This window comes from Dyella sp. OK004 (assembly GCF_900114495.1).
GTDB lineage: Bacteria > Pseudomonadota > Gammaproteobacteria > Xanthomonadales > Rhodanobacteraceae > Dyella_D.
Window position 1 is genome coordinate 1,138,504 of sequence record NZ_FOZI01000002.1, and the last position, 17,497, is coordinate 1,156,000.

14 protein-coding genes are annotated in these 17,497 nt (G+C 62.7%); 2 read left to right on the plus strand and 12 right to left on the minus strand.

All coding sequences use genetic code 11. The annotated features are described in order from the left end of the window. Positions 1 to 32 precede the first annotated feature (32 nt). The 6 genes from tpx to BM338_RS11715 form a co-directional block, all read right to left on the minus strand. A complete protein-coding gene (gene tpx / locus BM338_RS11690; protein WP_090451269.1) occupies positions 33 to 533 on the minus strand; it encodes a thiol peroxidase in 501 nt (166 codons plus the stop codon). Between the two features lie 62 nt (positions 534 to 595). Then, positions 596 to 2,764 (minus strand): YjbH domain-containing protein, encoded by a 2,169-nt coding sequence (locus tag BM338_RS11695; protein ID WP_343124157.1) that lies wholly within the window; start codon positions 2,762 to 2,764, stop codon positions 596 to 598. Beyond that, positions 2,761 to 3,546 carry a capsule biosynthesis GfcC family protein gene (locus BM338_RS11700; RefSeq protein ID WP_090451038.1) on the minus strand — a complete coding sequence of 262 codons (786 nt, stop codon included), beginning with the start codon at positions 3,544 to 3,546 and terminating at the stop codon, positions 2,761 to 2,763. Before BM338_RS11700 ends, BM338_RS11695 begins: the two co-directional genes overlap by 4 nt. Continuing rightward, positions 3,543 to 4,217, minus strand: coding sequence for a YjbF family lipoprotein (locus BM338_RS11705; protein WP_177229305.1), 675 nt, complete (start codon positions 4,215 to 4,217; stop codon positions 3,543 to 3,545). The genes BM338_RS11700 and BM338_RS11705 overlap by 4 nt, the downstream gene beginning before the upstream one ends. 11 nt (positions 4,218 to 4,228) lie before the next feature. Beyond that, entirely contained in the window at positions 4,229 to 5,329 is a 1,101-nt protein-coding gene (locus BM338_RS11710; protein ID WP_090451040.1) for a polysaccharide biosynthesis/export family protein, read from the minus strand. Between the two features lie 169 nt (positions 5,330 to 5,498). After that, positions 5,499 to 5,792 carry a hypothetical protein gene (locus tag BM338_RS11715; protein ID WP_090451041.1) on the minus strand — a complete coding sequence of 98 codons (294 nt, stop codon included), beginning with the start codon at positions 5,790 to 5,792 and terminating at the stop codon, positions 5,499 to 5,501. A gap of 359 nt (positions 5,793 to 6,151) precedes the next feature. On the opposite strand from BM338_RS11715, the gene BM338_RS11720 reads away from it, so the two are divergent. Beyond that, complete coding sequence (locus BM338_RS11720; RefSeq protein ID WP_255367279.1) at positions 6,152 to 7,201, plus strand: undecaprenyl/decaprenyl-phosphate alpha-N-acetylglucosaminyl 1-phosphate transferase; 1,050 nt, start codon at positions 6,152 to 6,154, stop codon at positions 7,199 to 7,201. Positions 7,202 to 7,212: 11 nt separating this feature from the next. Beyond that, the gene (locus tag BM338_RS11725; protein WP_090451043.1) at positions 7,213 to 7,947 is read left to right on the plus strand and encodes a YdcF family protein; all 735 of its coding nucleotides are present in this window, start codon (positions 7,213 to 7,215) and stop codon (positions 7,945 to 7,947) included. Positions 7,948 to 8,614: 667 nt separating this feature from the next. On the opposite strand, the gene BM338_RS11730 is transcribed toward BM338_RS11725, so the two are convergent. The 6 genes from BM338_RS11730 to BM338_RS11755 all read right to left on the minus strand — a co-directional run bounded on the left by BM338_RS11730 (position 8,615) and on the right by BM338_RS11755 (position 17,485). Continuing rightward, positions 8,615 to 10,066, minus strand: a complete 1,452-nt coding sequence (locus BM338_RS11730) for a glycoside hydrolase family protein (protein WP_090451044.1) — start codon at positions 10,064 to 10,066, stop codon at positions 8,615 to 8,617. Between the two features lie 544 nt (positions 10,067 to 10,610). Then, entirely contained in the window at positions 10,611 to 11,819 is a 1,209-nt protein-coding gene (locus BM338_RS11735) for a glycosyltransferase family 4 protein (RefSeq protein WP_090451045.1), read from the minus strand. Beyond that, the gene (asnB, locus tag BM338_RS11740) at positions 11,816 to 13,834 is read right to left on the minus strand and encodes an asparagine synthase (glutamine-hydrolyzing) (protein ID WP_090451046.1); all 2,019 of its coding nucleotides are present in this window, start codon (positions 13,832 to 13,834) and stop codon (positions 11,816 to 11,818) included. The genes BM338_RS11735 and asnB overlap by 4 nt, the downstream gene beginning before the upstream one ends. Next, a complete protein-coding gene (locus BM338_RS11745) occupies positions 13,834 to 14,919 on the minus strand; it encodes a glycosyltransferase family 4 protein (RefSeq protein WP_090451047.1) in 1,086 nt (361 codons plus the stop codon). The genes asnB and BM338_RS11745 overlap by 1 nt, the downstream gene beginning before the upstream one ends. Beyond that, positions 14,916 to 16,232: a hypothetical protein gene (locus BM338_RS11750; RefSeq protein ID WP_090451048.1), complete on the minus strand. Its 1,317-nt coding sequence runs from the start codon at positions 16,230 to 16,232 to the stop codon at positions 14,916 to 14,918. Before BM338_RS11750 ends, BM338_RS11745 begins: the two co-directional genes overlap by 4 nt. Further along, positions 16,229 to 17,485: a glycosyltransferase gene (locus tag BM338_RS11755; protein WP_090451270.1), complete on the minus strand. Its 1,257-nt coding sequence runs from the start codon at positions 17,483 to 17,485 to the stop codon at positions 16,229 to 16,231. The genes BM338_RS11750 and BM338_RS11755 overlap by 4 nt, the downstream gene beginning before the upstream one ends. Positions 17,486 to 17,497: the final 12 nt, after the last annotated feature.

Here is a 17,497-nt window from a genome sequence, read left to right on the forward strand (position 1 = left end):
CACAGGGTGCGCTCTTTCATTAGATCTGCGGATCAGCCCAGCGCCTTCAGCGCCGCATCGTAGTTCGGCTCATTGGCGATCTCGCCGACCATTTCCGCATGCACCACCTGGTCGTTCGCGTCCAGCACCACCACCGCGCGCGCAGCCAGGCCGGCGAGCGGGCCGGAAGCAATCGCCACACCGTAGTTCTGCAGGAACTCATGGCCACGCAAGGTGGACAGGGTCACCACATTGTCCAGACCTTCCGCGCCGCAGAAACGTGCCTGCGCAAACGGCAAGTCGGCGGAAATGCACAGCACCACCGCGTTATCGAGCTGACTGGCCTTCTCGTTGAAGCGGCGCACCGAGGTGGCGCAGGTCGGCGTGTCGACGCTGGGGAAGATGTTCAGCACCTTGCGCTTGCCGGCGAACGTGGCCAACGAGACATCGGAGAGATCCTTGGCGACCAGCGAGAACGCCGGAGCCTTTTCGCCGCTGGCCGGGAAATGACCATCGACCTGCACGGGATTGCCTTTAAGGGTGACAGTGGACATGGGAGCCTCTTTGCCTGGATGGGTCACCAAGTAGAACACGCCCACCGCGTTTCCGGCAGGCCTCACTCGGCGATCTTTTCCAGGTTCTTCTCGAACAGATCGGTATCGCGGTCGCTCGTCATTTCATACAGGCTGTAACGCCGGTTCAGACGCGCGCCACCATCGCGCAACAGCGGTTGCCACATGAAGGTGGCGCGACTGGTACTCGAACGCGGCAACAGCAGGTCGAACGGAATCGAGAAGTAGATGCCCTTGTCGAAACTGCCCTCGCCGGTCTGCTTGCCCGATTTATTGGTCAGCGTCGCATAGGCACCCATGCGCACGCCGTTGCTGAACTCGCGCGAGATATCCAGGGTAGCGCCGTAGTCCTTCGCCAGATAGCGACCCACGCTCATGGCCAGGGTCACGTCATGGAAACCGGTATTCACGTACAGCGTCGCGTTGCCCACCACGGTGTGATAGCCCTGCAACGCAAAGTCCTGGCGGAAACCGCGCTGACGCACCCAGTTCATGTCCACGCCCAGCGCCCAGCGCTCGCCATAGGGGCGATACAGCACTTCGCCGCCGGCGCCGGCATACATCGACTCCAGCATGCCCGCATAAGCCATACCGTACAGATCCGGCGCCAGCACATGCGTGCCGGTGATCTGGAAATTCGGCATGGTCACATCGGAGGTGGTCAGGTACTGGCGGATATTGGTGCGCACACGCGGTAGCAAGCTAGGCGCGGTGTAGGTGAACTTGTCGTAGTTGTTGAACAGGTTGACGCTGACCAGTCCGTCCCACCACAGGTTGCGGTTGAAGCGATAGGTGGCACTGCCATTGGCGGTGAACTGATAAAGCACGAACGCATTCGGTCCGCCCAGGCTCTGCTGATAACCCAGCGCCACGCCCGCGTCGAATTTCTTCGGCGGTTTGGTATACAGCGTCTCTTCGGGCTGGATCGCCGGCGGGTTCTGCTCCACGCTGCGACGCATCTCTTGCATATCGATGCGATGATCGAGCAGATCGATAAAGCGCGGCCGGTGCACGCTGTCCTCGACCACGGGCAAGCCATAGTTCTCGCTCGACACCGTGAACCAGTCGATGCTGTTGTCGACGCGATTGTCCAGCACGCGCGCTGCGCGCCCCAGACCACGCGACGGATAGAAGTAGCTGCGCTGCTCGCCGTGGATCACCAGCTCGGAGCCCCGCCGCCCGATGCTGCTGACATCGATGCCGGCGTTGTCGCCCAGCGCGCGGCTCAGTTCATCCCAATCGACCTCGCCCGGCGCTTTGCGCGGGAACGCCGCCGGACCTTCGGCCGGTACCGGTGTGGACGCCACGTCACGCACCGGCTCCGGTGTGGGGTCCAGCGTCTTCTTCGGCTCCGCATGCTGCGCCAGATTGGAATGCAGGCTCAGCGTCGCCATCACCGTGTCGCCGCGCTCGTAGCCGACGGTGACATCCACGTTGCGATTGACCCGATACAGCAAAGCCACATTGACCGGAGAGCGCTGGCGCAGGTTGTCGTTGAGTCCCTGGTGCTTGTAGTTGTTGCCGTCCAGCTCCACCTTCAGGCGAAGCTTGTCCAGCGGTGTCTGGTACTCGATGCCGCCGATAACCGCGGCTGGACCACGGAAGTAGCGCAGCGTATTGAACTCGCCACCCTGCTGATTGGTGTTGCCCGCGCGATTGTCAAAGCCGCTGTACAACCATCCCAGCGGACTCTTGATGTCGCCGCGCGCACCCATGTTGCCCCAGGCCATGCCCAGGGTGAGATCGACCGGTCCGAAGCGCTTGCTGGCGACCACGTATTCGCTGCTGAAGAGGCCGGTGCCGGCGATATCGCGCCCACCCACCGCCACCGCCGGCCACCAGCGCGTCTCGTCCCACAGCCGCACTTTCAGATCGATGGATTTGTCTTTGTAGCTCTGGTGTCCGCTCAATCCCACCGGGCCGTATAGGCGGTTGCTCACCGCGGTATAGCGGAAGGTGCCCTCCATCCACGGCAGCGGCTGCAACGACAAGTTGTAGTGCGTGTACGGATAGGTGCGCGTCGCGACGAAAGCCAGATCGCCCTCATCGGCCATGCGTGCGGTCGGCGTCTGCAGCAGACCGATCTCGCCAAAATCGTTATGGGTATAGCCAGGCGCGTCCTGCGCATGTAGCGCGCCGGCAATGCATTGCGCCAGCAATAAGCTGGCCGGCAGCATCATCCGGCTGCAGGAACGCGAACGGGCGGCGGTCAAGGCGGCACCCCGGCGTTATCGAGCGGCTGGGTGGCCAGAAAGTCCGCCATATCGCGATTAAATTGCGCATCCACCGCGCCCTGGATCACGCGCTTGTCGAGCGGCACATAGACGATCGCACCAGGTGCCAGCGAGATCGGCGCGTCGCGATTCCACAACGCGATGCCCAACTCGAATACCTGGCCGTCGGGCTGGATCGCATACAGCAGATCACGATCGGCCATGAGGGTCGGGCAAGCGGCTACGTAGTCGCGCGGAGCCTTCAAAGCGACATGCGGCACCTCGCATGGTTTGGCGACCGCACCCACCACGCGCACCGTTGCCGGACGCGCGGGATAAACCAACGCATCGCCATCATCGACCGGGAAATTGTCGGCATCGCTCGCCGCCAGCGCCGCGGGGTCCAGCGTGTGTACGATGCGCCGGCCGGTCACCGGCATCGCCTGCAACCCGTCGCGCAAGTTGCCACTGAGCGTGGCCAATGTCGTGTTACCTCCACGCAAGGCCTGATCGCGCACGGCACCCAGTTCGTACAACAGGCCGGCCTGCAGTCTTCGCTGCGGCAACATCAAAGCCTGTTGCGACCAGAGCGCGCCGAGCATGTAGGCGCCTGGATTTACCTGGGCCGCCGTGGTGGCATCCACCAGGCGTTGCGATGAACCGAGTACCTGCACGCCCGGATGACCCACTTCGCCGGTGACCCGGACCGAAGTCGCTGCCTGCGCGATACCGCAGAACGCCAGCAGGCTGACCCACACCATGACCATGCGCGCCGGCCTCATGTTTGCGGCCCTCGATAGGGACGCAACTGGATCAGCTCCAGCGCCTGTCCGGGCGCGGCGTATTGCCGGCTCTTCCAGATAAAACCATCGGCTGGATCGACCCAATACCGGTTCACCACATCGAAGCCGGTTTCCACCGCGCGCAAATGCTCATCGAAGCGGCGCAGGCGATGCACGGTGCCGAGAATATCGACGTTCTCCATCGCCATCGGCTGCAACTGCGCCTGCACATGGATGCCGTAGTGATAGTCCGGCGACCAGTCCATCACGCGCTGATAGGTCACCGGCGCCTGCACATGCTGCAAGCCGCTCGCGAACGGATCACCGTCCAGCTGCATGGCATCCAGATTCCGTGTCAGGCCCAGCGTCTTTACCAGCACACCATGTTTGAGGAACACCGCCTGTCCTTCCGGTCCGTACCAGCCGAGCAGATCGCCCTGCACACTGGCCAGCAGCAGGATCGCCTCACCGCCCGGCGCGGAAACCTGTAATTGGTAATACGGTTCGGCCGCGACCGACTCCGCCGTGGGATGCACACTGGTGCCGCCATGCACCGCCTGCTTCACTGTCTCCAGGCTGCCCATAGACACGTCGGTGCACGCGCTCATCAGGCACAGCACACCGGTCACGACCGCGAGGCGGTACAGGCCCCGCCGCGGCGTCAGCATCATGCACATAGGCATCAATTATTGAGGTTGCTCTTAGCCGAGGCCGCGTTGCTGATCAGCCCCGACAAAGGCAACAGCTGCGAGAGGAAACGGTTCCAGCGCGTCACGCCGGCCGGCCCCACAAAGACCACGTCACCGGGACGCACCGGGAATTGCGAAGCCAGGGCGAACGCCGTCGGCGACTGCGCACTCAACTGATAAATCGTCGCCGGCGTCTTCTCCATATCTTCCACGCCGCGGATCACATACACCGCGTTGCCCTTCGCCGTGACCTCGTTGAGTCCGCCGACGCGGCCAATGGCCTGCGACAGCATCATGTCGCCCGTCTTGAACGGCACCGCTGCGGGGCGCGTGACTTCGCCCAGCACATAGACCTCCTTGCGATCGCCATAGGGCAGGAAGATCTGGTCGCCGGCTTTGAGCCAGATTTCGCCGAGACCATGCGCGCGGCTCAAGGCTTCGAGATCGAGGTGATAGTCATGACCATCGCGTGTCAGTACCAGACCGGAGAGATCCGCCTGATCGGCATTGACCTGCGCCGCACCGATCGCCTGCTCCAGGTTCATCGGCGTCACCGTCACTGGCAGCGGATCGGTTTTCACGAATGCACCGCGCAACGTGATGCGCTGGTTGCCGTAACTGATCACACTCATATCCACCTGCGGCTGCTGTACATACGCCGCAAGCCTGCGCGAGAGTTCAGCGCGCAATTCTTCCACCGTCATGCCGGCGGCCTTGAGCAAACCTACGTAGGGGTAGAACAGAGTGCCGTCCGCGCGCACCAGACGTCCATTCGCACTCGGCTGTTGTTGCGAGCCGGCGGGCGAGGTCAGCTCGGGATGCTCCCACACCGTGATGTAGAGCGAGTCGCCCACGCCGATGCGATAGGGCTCGGGCTTGAAGGTGGACAGCTCAGTCGGCACCGTCGCCGGTGTGGCAGTGCTCTTGTCCATCGCCAGCAACTTCGGCGTGATCGGCACCAATTGATAGCGCGCCCCTTCCAGCGAGCCCTGGCGCGTCAGATCGGTTGAACTCAGATGCTGTCCAGGCGCCCATATGCAGGCATGCAACGCCAGGGCAGCACATGCGATTACCAACGCCTGCCGTTTGTTCATCAGTCGAGCCCTTCGAGATACGCGAACGCCGCTACACGGCGATTGGATCGTCGGCCCCCTACCGATGACGTGAGTGTTACCCGGCCTGCGCGCCGAACCGCGGCAAGCCCATCCGCGTCCACCGGAACACGGTGGGCGCTATCTACCGATCAAACCCTTGATCGAACGATCAGTGCGTTCCGGTGGTACCGCCGGTGCCACCTGTACCGCCCGTGCCACCGGTACCACCGGTACCAGCCACGGCTGCCGCTGCGGCAGCACCAGGACCCGGATGTGCGGCCTTCATGCTGCCGTGCGCCGCGGCCTTGGCACGCGCAGGCGTGGTGATCTGCGCAGGCGTCGCAGGCTTGGCCTGCTGCTTTTCGATAAGTTGATTCACAGTCGTCGGCTGCTGCGGAGCAGTCTGTGCGAATGCCGAACCCGTGATGGCCAATGCAAGTGTGGTGGCGACAAGAATCTTCATGGAGCTTCCTCTTGATCATCGCGTGGAAGTGAGAGACGCCAAACGAGAAACGCCCCGGACTGTAGCGTCACTTGAGAGCGCATGACTGAACCAATACCAACCTGCGTGTGGAAGATTCCACAAGACATTCACTGAGATCGCTTAGAGTTCCCGTTCGCTGTGGAAAGACTTCCATACGCAGTAGTTCATTCGACGCATCAGGACTGTGATGTTGCGCAACCTTTTCAGGTCAGCGCCATCTCCTCCGATCCAACCGAGCGCTGTCACACCCTCTTCGCATAAGTTGGCGACGATGCGTGTCTCGCGCCCGGTTTATTCGATGCCCGCCATCGTCAGGATTGACTCGAGGAAGCGACGAAATGCACGACACAAGAACGATGATCGCCTGCGCCGCGGCACTCTTCACAACGGCAGTCGCGATCGTCGTCCTGCGCCGCCTGGCGGCGCCACTGGGGCTGCTCGACCGGCCCGACGCACGCAAGCAGCACGTCGGCAGCGTGCCGCTTGTAGGCGGCCTGGCGGTCTTCTGCGGCGTCGTAGTCGGCGCCTGGTGGTATGGCGACGCCACACCCTTCAACCGCATCCTGCTGACCACTACGGCGGCACTCACCATCATGGGCGCGCTGGACGATCGGCAAGGTCTCAGCGTACGCGCACGACTGCTCATACAGACCGCCGCCATACTGATCGTGATTGGCAGTACAGACGTCTATATCCGAACGCTCGGCATCATCAACGGCGTTCAGATTCAGCTGGGGCCCATTGGCATTCCACTCACCCTGATCGCCGTCATCGGACTGCTGAACGCGTTCAACATGATGGACGGCATCGACGGCCTTGCCGGCAGCATGGGCCTGGTCAGCATCGGCACGATCTTCATGTTTCACCATCAAGACATCTCGCCCGGCGTGACCATACTCATCGCCATGCTCGCGGCCGGCATGCTGCCGTATCTCGCCGCCAATCTCGGCTTCTTCGGCCGGAAAATCTTCATGGGCGATGCCGGCAGCATGGCACTCGGCTACCTGTTGGGCTGGACCCTGATCCAGCTCAGCCAGAGCGGCAGCTCCGATCTGCAACCGGTCGACGTGCTGTGGTGCGTGGCCTTGCCCGCGCTCGACACGCTGGCCGTGATGTATCGCCGCATGCGCAACCGCCAGTCGCCGTTCAAGCCCGATCGCGGGCACGTCCATCACATGCTGCTGCAGCTCGGCCTGAGTCCGCGCGTGACCCTGCTGGTGCTGGTGATCGTCGCGATCTGCCTGGCCTTCATCGGCAACATCGTGCATCAGTACGGGCAAGGCGTAAGCCTGGCGATGTTCTGCTCCGTGCTGGTCACCTACATCCTGTTCGCCACCCGACGCTGGCCGATCATCACCGGCCAGGCGGTACAGCAACGCGGTCAGTAAATCCGGGAGACATGCCGAGCTACTTCTTCAACCTCAGCCATCCCATCGCCCAGGCACTGCTGCTGGCAGGCGTGGGCCTGCTATGCGTCATGGCCCGCCGCTACCGCACGGGGCTGTGCGTCATCGCACTGGTGCCAGTGTGGCTCACACTGTGCGCCACGCCAGCTTTTGCCTCGGCGCTACAGCGGACGCTGACAAACCAGTATCCGGCCCAGGCCGCGTCGACCTATCCGTCGGCCGACGCCATCGTCATCCTCGGCGGCGAGCGCGATCCGCAACAGGCGCGGTGGGATGACGAAGATGCCGACGTCGCCGCCAGTCGCGTCGGTTTCGGCTATCTCTTGTTCAAGGCGAAACGCGCTCCCGTGGTTTTACTGTCCGGTGGCGAGGGCGACGCCCTGCGCATGGCAGGCATGCTCGAGCACCAGGGCGTCCCGGTGAATGCACTCCACGTCGAAAGCCGCAGCCGAACCACCTACGAGAACGCGCGCAACTCGGCGGCGATCCTGCGGCAGGGCGAGATACATCGCATTCTTTTGGTGACCTCGGCGGAGCACATGCCGCGCGCTGTCGCCAGTTTTGAAAAGCAGGGGCTCGAGGTGATTCCGGCTCCGGCGATGATGCCGCTGTCGAAGCATCCGGTGCGCGATCTGTGGGCGCCGCGGCGAGCGGTGCTGTGGAATGCGTCGCAGGCGATGCATGAGTACATCGGGCTTTGGGTGTATCGCTTGCGCGGCTGGGCTTGAAGCCCTTCTCTCCTGGGGAGAGGGTTGGGGTGAGGGTTCGGCCTTGTGCCATTCCCTCCTACTTCGTCATTCCGGCGAAGGCCGGAATCCAGTGGCGTTATCGCACGGTTGTCGCGTCTGCGTGCTCTGGCTCGCCTGCGGCGGGCTTCCGAACCGCTGCCGCGGTCCGGGTCACTTTCTCTTTGCTGGCCCAAAGAGAAAGTAACCAAAGAGAAATGGCCTGAAGAGCAGGCGGTGGGCTTGGTAGCTGCGCATCTTCCAGTGTCAGATGTCTGGAGGGCTTTTCTTCCTAGCCTCTTTCCTTTGGATCTGATTAGCGTCGTGTCGGAGCCACGCGCACTTTTCTCCTCCCCCTGCTCGCAGGGGGAGGCCGGGAGGGGGTAAGCCCTTGCGAAAACCTCTCCCGGAACGCTTCCTCAAGTACTCACCCCTCCCCAACCCTCCCCTGCGAGCAGGGGAGGGGGCAAGAGCAAACCCGGCGTCTGACACTGGAAGATGCGCTTCTACGAAGCACGCGACGCTCTTCCGACCATTTCTCTTTGGTTACTTTCTCTTTGGGTCAGCAAAGAGAAAGTGACTCGGGCGCCGGCAGGCGTCCGAAATGCCCGCTGCATAAGCGGCCAGGTCGCGACAACCCATCGATTGTCGCGAACACAAAGAACAACCCTCACGACGACCGCACCCTCCCCTGAAACTCAATCGTCGCTCCATTCGCCACACGCGGAATCCCAGCATCGATCTGGTTGTTGTATTCGAACGAGCGCTCATCCAGCGACATCTGCCCTTTGCTGATGCGCAGATTCTTGCCTGTACTGAGGAAGGCCATCGGCACCGCCTTGCCGGACGCGAGGCGACTGCTTCGACGCACGGCGTTGCCGGAGATGACCACCGTATCGATATGCCGCGCGCTATCCGCCGACTCATCCTCGGAAAAGTTGATGCAGGTGCCGAAGATGTCGACGAAAGTATTGCCCGCGCACACCAGGCCGCTCACACCGAGCACACCGATGGCCCCCATTTGCGGCCGTATCCCGAGAAACGTATTGCCGGTGATCACAGCATTCACGGCGTTGCGGCTGGTGGCCGAAGCGATCGACCCCAGCCGTATCGCATCGCCTCCGGGCCCCGACCCTGGCGGTGATCGTTCAAACGTGCAGCCCATCACCCGCGCACCACTCAAACCTTTCAGCGCAACATCCACGCGCACGGAATTCAGGAAATGGCAATTCACCACCGTCAAGTTGTCCGCCATATCCGCCGTAGTCTTCTGCCGTGTCGAACTGTCGATGCCCCAGAAGCAGTTCTTGAACTGACAGTTCGCCACCATCCAGTCATGGATATTCGATCCGTTCTGATGGCCGTTGAAGAACGTGATGCCGGCGGTATTCACCGTGTCGATATCGATAAAACTGCAACCGCGGATCACCACGTTGCGGTACACGCTCCAGTTGTGATCCGGCTCGAAATCGATGCCTCCCACTGAGCGCGACAGCTTGGCATTGCCGATATTGCGGAACACACAGTTCTCGACCGTCAGCCCATCGCAATCGATCACCGACAACCCGTTGCGATTGTCCTTCACCGCGCCATCGAACAGACAGTTGCGCACCGTCACCCGCTCGTTATGCCGCTCCGTCTGCGACAGCGTGCCAGACCCCACATACATCCCATCGCCACGGAACCCGTAGAACGTCACCTTCTCCACGGTGAGATCGGACGTGGCATTCACCGCCAGCAAGTAGAAAAACTGCGAGTATGCAAACTCACCCACTCGCCCGTTGAGCTTGAAATCGTGCAGATGGATGCCGCGCATATTGTCGGCCACGCTCTTGCTACCGCCATCCTTCACATACGTCGCCAGCATGAACTCACATGCCAGCGAATCATCAAAGGCACGCAACTCACTCGCCTGCCCCTCCCCGTACAACTCCAGTCCCGACTTCAAATTGATCTGCTTGACCGGATAAACCCCCGCCGGAATAAACACCCGACTCGACGTATCAATCGCCTTCTGAATCCCGGCCGTGCAGTCATAACGACTCTTCCCGGCACGAATCGCCGCACGCTCGGCCTCCGGAAGGAAATCGAGCACATTCGCCTGCTTGGTGGAAACTGGCATGAGAGAACCTCTACAGTGGACGGAACACGCTTGTGTAGTGACTACATGACGAACCGATCCCCTGAATCGTCGAGTCTATCCATGTGCGAAGCGGGCGTTTTAATCGCGAGTGAATCAGTAGAGCGTTCGCAAGAAACGGCGCAGATCAGTTAGATAAAACGGTGCTGCAAAGAAATGCTTTTTTAGTTGCGCAGTAGCAGCGCTTTACCGAGCACCCGCCCCTCACCCCAACCCTCTCCCCGAAGGGGAGAGGGAGATGTGGCGCTTCAAGGCAGGACAGACCATCAAGCCGAAGAACACATCCCGACGCCTGACACTGGAAGATGCGTAGCTACAGAGCACACCGCCGCTCTTCAGGCCATTTCTCTTTGGTTACTTTCTCTTTGGGCCAGCAAAGAGAAAGTGACCGGACCGCGGCAGCGGTTCGGAAGCCCGCGGCAGGCGAGCCAGGGCACGCAGACGCGACAACCGTGCGATAACGCCACTGGATTCCGGCCTTCGCCGGAATGACGAAGTAGGAGGGGATTTCGCAAGAGCCGAACTCTCACCCCAGCCCTCTCCCGGAAGGAGACGGAGAAAGCACCGCGCCACCGCGAGACGCATCCACCTTCAAAACAGGCACCGCCACCGGCCCACACAACTCCCGATAAACATCCACCGTCCTCCGCACCACTATCTGCTCATCAAACTCCGCATGCGCCTTCATCCGCGCCGCCTCGCCAAGCCTCCGCGCCAACGCCGGATCATCCTGCAAGCGCCGGATTGCATCGGCCAAGGCGTCGCCATCCCGCACCGGCACCAGCAACCCATCCACCCCATCCGTCACCACCTCACGACAACCCGGCACGTCCGCTGTGATTAGCGGCAGACCACATGCCGCCGCCTCGATCAGCGTCTTCGGCAAGCCCTCGCGATAACTCGGCAGCACCACCACATCGGCCGAGCTCAATAGCCCGACCATATCGTCTACATGTCCGAGCCAGGTCATCAGACCTTCGTTTACCCAGAACTGTACCGTCGATTCGGGAACCGCCGCAGGGTTGCCCGGATCAGGATCGCCCGCCAGAAGAAAATGGATAGCTCTGCCTTCCGTCAGCAATTGCCGTGCGGCCGTGACGTATTCCTGCAATCCCTTGTCCCACAGCAGGCGCGCCGCCAGCAGCACCCGCAACGGGCCAGCAGCACGCACACCGCTACGCTGTGTAAAACGCGCGCAATCCACGCCCGATCCGCGGATCAAACGGATACGCGCTGGATCGATCAGGCCCGCCTTCTCAAACAGCGCAATATCGTCCGAGTTCTGCAGGATCAGACGCGCACTCTCACCATCCAGCGCCAACCGCAGCAAGCCGCGCACGACCGGACGAAGCAGGCGCGCCTTCAGATCGGAGCTGGTGAATACATAGCCCATACCGGCAACCGCATTGACGCGCGCCGGTACGCCGGCCATGCGTGCGGCCAGCGAGCCGTACACCGCGCATTTGATGGTGAAGCCGTGCACCAGCGCCGGCCGCTCGCGGCGCAGCACACGCACCAGGTGTCGTAGTAAGCCTATTTCGCGCAGCGGGTTGAGGCTGCGCCGTTCCATCGGCAATGGCTCCCAGCGCAGGCCAAGCGCCTGCAGCTTTTCGCCGTAGGGTCCAGGCGGCGACAGCAGCAGCAGCTGATGCCCGGCATCGCGCAGGGCCAGTGCGAGCGAACGCCGAAAGTTGTAGAGATACCAGTCGGTATTGGCGAAGAGGACAATTTTCATAGATCCACGCGGGCTGGGGATAGAGACCGTTCTTCATACGAGTTCCCCCTGCTGTGATCGCTCATGCCGGCATCCAGCCACGCCTGGAACATCAATACGTTCCACAGCTGGTGCTGCCAGTTGCGCTTGCCGCTCAGGTGTTCGTTCCAAACGCGCCGGATCGGCTCGGGCCGCAGAAAACCTTCGCGCCGCAGACGTCCTTCGTCGAGCAAGGCTTCCGCCCAGTCGCGCAACGGTCCGCGCAACCAGCTATCGAGCGGAATACCAAAGCCCATCTTGGGCCGCTCGATCAGCTGCTTTGGCACGTGCCGGTACAGCACCTGGCGCAGCAGCCATTTGCCCTGGCCGTGGCGAATCTTCAGATGCAGCGGCATACGCCAGGCGAGTTCCACCACGCGCGGATCGAGCAGTGGCACGCGTGTTTCCAGACTGTTGGCCATCGCCGCGCGATCGACCTTCACCAGGATGTCGTCGGTCATGTAGGCCTGCGCATCCATCGCCATCATCCAGTGCTCGAGTCCATCGGTCTCGGGCCATGCGTGCGAATCAGTCAACAAGGTGACTGGCTCCGTCGCACCGATCACGATGCTTGCCGGATCACTCCATTGACTGGTGAGCTGATGGAAGAACGCCTCGCCGCTGGACAGCGTCAGCACATCGGCCAGCTTCTGCGCCTTGTCACCCGGCGTGGCGAAATGAAGGCGCCGCGGCAGCACCCGGCTGGCACGCGCGAACCAGCGATCCCAGGTGGCCGGCGGCACCGCGCGCAGTGCACCGGCCGCTGCCTGGCGCGCAAAGGGCGGCAGGCGCTGCATGCGCGCCCACACCTTGCGCGCCGACAGATAACGGTTGTAGCCGCCGAACAGTTCGTCGCCGGCATCGCCGCTCAGGGCTACGGTGACATGCTGGCGCGCCATCTGGCTGACCAGGAAAGTGGGAATTTGCGAGCTGTCGGCGAAGGGTTCGCAATAGATCGACGGGAGCCTGGGAATCACCGATAGCGCATCCTCGGGCCGCACGTAGAGTTCGGTGTGCTCAGTGCCGAGGTGCTTCGCCACCGCCTTGGCGTGCACCGCCTCGTCGTAGCCGCCTTCGCCGAAACCGATGGTGAAGGTCTTCACTGCGCGATGGCTGTGCTTCTGCATCAGCGCCACGATGGCGCTGCTGTCCACACCGCCACTGAGGAAGGCACCCAACGGCACGTCGGCCACCATCTGCGACTGCACGCTCGCACCGAGCTGCGCCTCCAGCGCATCGGTCGCCTCCGCGTCGCTGCCGACGAAAGGATTGGCCAACCCGGCATGCACCGCGTCGTTGTACTCCCAGTAAGGCACCGGCCGCGCAATCCGCGGCGCGGCGCCGACGATCTGCAACATATGTCCCGGCCGCAGCTTGTGGATGCCGCGATAGATACTGTGCGGCGCGGGAATGCAGTTATGCCGAAGGAACAGAGCCAGCGCGTCGCGATCAATATCGGCACGGAACGCGTCATGCGCAGCCAGCGCCTTGAGCTCGGAACCGAACAACAACGTGTCGCCCTGCCAGCCGTAGTACAGCGGCTTCTCGCCGAGCCGGTCACGCGCCAGCGACAGCGTGCGCTGCTGGCGGTCCCACAGGGCGATGGCGAACATGCCGATACTCGCCTGCAAGGTCTTCGGCACGCCCCAGGCGGTGAAGCACGCCATCAGGGTTTCGGTGTCGGAGTGCCCACGCCACTCAGGTGCCTTGCCTTCCGCGGTGAGCCGGCCGCGCAGTTCCAGATGGTTGTAGATCTCGCCATTGAACACCGCTACGTAGCGACCGCAGGCGGAGTGCATGGGCTGATGCCCGGCGGGCGACAGATCGAGAATCGACAGGCGCCGTTGCGCCAGCGCCATGCCGGTGTTGTCATCGCACCACTGGCCGCCATCGTCGGGCCCACGGTGCAGTAGCCGCGCCGACATGGCTCTCACCTGCCGCTCCAGTGATTCGCGCGGCGCACCACCCAGTCGCCAGAAGCCTGCGATGCCGCACATCAGCAGCGCTCCGCCAGCCACAACACATCGGCCAGGCGCGGCACTTGCGACGCCAGGCTGTATTCACGCTCGACCCGCTCACGTCCGGCCTGACCCATGCGCGCGCGTTGCCCCGGGTTCTCGATCAGTTGTTGCAAGCTCTCCAGCCAGTCCCGCGCTTCGGCAGCGAGAAACCCGTTGTCACCGTGGCGCACGATGTCCGCATTCACACCGACCGGCGACACCACCACCGGTAGTGCGCAGGCCATGTACTGGATGATCTTGTAGCCGCACTTGCCGCGCTCCCACGGACCGTCGCGCAACGGCATCACGCCGATGTCCATGCGCGCGATCTGGTCGGCCTCGCTGTCTTCGGACCATGGCACCACTTCCACATCGATACCTGCGAGCTGTTCCGCCACCTCCGGTCGCGCGCCGACCAACAGCAGCTTCGCCCTGCCACCGGCGCAGGCCTGCAGCAGCACGTCGCCGATATCCAGCAAATAATGCTCGGTGGCGGGTGAGCCGATCCAGCCGATCACCGGCTGTTCGCGACCGTCGTGACTTACGGTGGCATAGCGCTGCTCATCCACCACGGTCGGGATGATCTCGACACGGTCGGCCCGCGCCTGTTCCGCTCGCGCGGCGAGATACGGATTACCGGCGATCACGCAGGCGGCATGCTCCATCACGCGATCGATCTTGCGGCCGAGGACGCCGCGCACCACCGGGCTCGGCGACAGGTCGTACTTGTGGAACAACGCGTCGTCGTAATCGACCACGTAGGGCCGCGCACTGCGGCCCAGCATCGACTCCAGCCAGTACGGCAGATACGGAAACAGCTCGCCCTCGATCCAGGCCAGATCGTGCCCGTCGCCGCGCAACAGCTCGCTGATGCGCTGGCCGTAGTGCCTCCACGCGCTGTACTTGGCGAACTGCGGATTGCCGCCATACAGCGCCTCCAGATACGCGTCGGGAAACAGTGCTCGTACTTCCACGTCGATCCCTCGCTTCTCTAGTTCGGACAGGTATTGCAGGCTGCGCAGCCGCGTACTCGGACCCAAACGCGAATAACGGGAAAACAAAGTCACCTTGAGTCGCTTCATGCGCTGGCACGCTCCAGCCCCGTCGGGTATTCGACGAACAGCGCCAGTACCGGAATCGTGTACATCCACTGGAACGCAAAGGCTTCGATATACGGATTGGTATTCGAGGCGATGAACGCCGCGACGAAAGCGCAGAACAGGAACTTGTGCTGCGGTGGCAGCTTCCGCACCGCCGCCATGCGCAGCACGCGCACGATGTAGAGCACGAACGGCGCGGCATAGACCACCGCGCCGAGCAGGCCAACGCGGTACACCGTTGCCAGCCACACCAGCTCGTAGCGCCACGGATACTCCTGGCTGCTGACAAAGCTGACGCCGATGCCATGACCGGCGCCAATGCCACCGTTGTCGAGAATGCCTTCGAACAGCGAACCGGCCATCCCCACGCGCGAGCTGCCGCCGCCCGAGCTGATCTTGTCCATAAAGCTGTCGTAGATCACCGACAAGCGGACCGAGGTGTAGCTTTCCAGCAGCACCACCACCAGCGCGACGGCAAACACCGTGGGCAGGCCGACCTTGACCAGACGGGTCAACGGCGTGCGGATACTGCGCTGATAACCGACCGTGCGCGGCGTCAGCCATTGGCCGAGCATCCAGCCCACCGGAATCGCCAGGATCAGCGCTGAGCGGCCCGAGGTGAGCGCGCACACCAGCAACATCGCCAGCACGGTGAGGCGCAGCAGACGGCTCTTGATCAACTCGGGCGAACTGAAGAAACCGCCGGCGAGGAAAATCAGCGAACCATACACATGCATGATCGCCCCGGAGAACCCCTCGTTGAGGTTGACGTTGGCCTGTCCCTTGAAGAAGAACGACACTGCCGCCGCGCCGTAGGTCAGGTACAGATAGAAATACAGGCCCACGCTGATGCAAGCCAGCACGCTGAGCCAGGCGAACCAGTCCACCAGCCGCGCCGAGCCCGGCCAGCGCACCAGGCCGTCGCTGATCACCATCCACAACAGCGGCGACAGGATGTAGATCACCAGCACCTGTGCCGCCGCTACGGGAGGCGCGTCGTTGAGATAGCCCACAGCGATATAGATCACCGTGACCATCGACGAGCACATCAGCAGTGCTAGCAGCCGTTTGAAGCCGCGCCCCAGGCGCAGCCCGGGCAATGCCATCAGCGTGGTGATACCCATCATTGCTGCTGTCGGCACCGGCAGCGAGTTGGGCACCACCACGGTCAGGAACAGCAACAACATCGCGCTGGCGAGAAAACAATGGCGCAGCGTCAGTCGCCGTTCGCTCACTGGTATCGCGGACAGCGGTGCCGACGGCGGCAGCGGTGCGGGTGCGGCGCTCGCGCTCATGCAGTCACCATGTCTGTCAGCCAGCGATCGAGTACACCGGCCTGATGCGTCTTGCTGTAGGCCGCGATGTCACGCTTTGCATCAGCCGCCGGGGTGCTCGACAACGCGCGACCCAGGGCTTCCGCGGCCACACTTTCCGTCAGCAAGGTGTGGCCGCTGCCGGTTTCGGCAAGGATCGCCGAGGCCTCATTCTCGACACCCGAAACACACACCACCTCGGCGCCAGCGGCAAGGTATTCGAACAGCTTGCCGGTGGCGCAGCACACGCGGTTACCAGTCAGCAGCAACAGCTTGTCGCAACGCTTCATCAACTGCAGCGCCAACGCACGCCGCACCGGCTTGATCACACTGACGCCGAAACGCGCTTTGCGGATGGAGTCCAGTTCACCCGGCGTCAATTCACCGACGAACAGCACGTGCTTGGGTCCGGTCTTGCCGTCGAGCGCATTCATCTGCTCGATGAAAGCATCAAGACTCTTCGAGGCCGACCCATCACTGGCACCGATGCGGCCGAAATGGCCGATCAGCAAGGCGCCTTCCGGCACCTGCTGCGAAAGGATCACTGCCGCCTGTTCGCTGTCGTCGGCGCTGGTCCCGACAAAGTCCGCCGGGTCGTAGCCGTTCGGCAGCAAGCCGGTGCGCTTGCCCGGATAGCGCCGCGCAAAATCGTCGACCAAGGCGCGACTCACCGATGTCACCAGTGTCGCCGCCGCCACCACGCGCGCCTCGATCAACGTGCGCACGAATTCGCGCAGGCGGCCAGGATGACCCAAGGGCTCGAACACCAACCCATCGCGGAAGTCCTGCAAACAAGGAAGCCGGTGTCGCGTCGCCAAGCTGGCGGCAGCGATCAAGGCATCGATCGGCGAGTAAGTGCCAATCACCACACAGCGCTCACCTTCCGCCAAGTGCCGGCGACACAGGCGATCCGCTGCGCCCAGCGCGTTGACCAGCCAGGGGCGCGATGCCGAAGCATCGCCACCGGCTAACAGGAACGGTAACGGCCGCACGAAAGCCGACAACAGAGTGAACGCCGATGCCGTAGGCGTGGATTCACTGCCCACGCAATGTCCCGGCAGCGCGATCACTTCCACATCCTGCACATCCTGCGCGACCGGTTGATCTCCGCGCGCAAACACGTACACCCGATACTTGCTGCTATCGAGGTATTTCAGCAGCCCCTTGAAGCGCTGCGCCGCGACATTGCCGGACGCATGATGGGCCGCGAACAGGAACACATTGATCTTCTTCATCACCATCCGTTC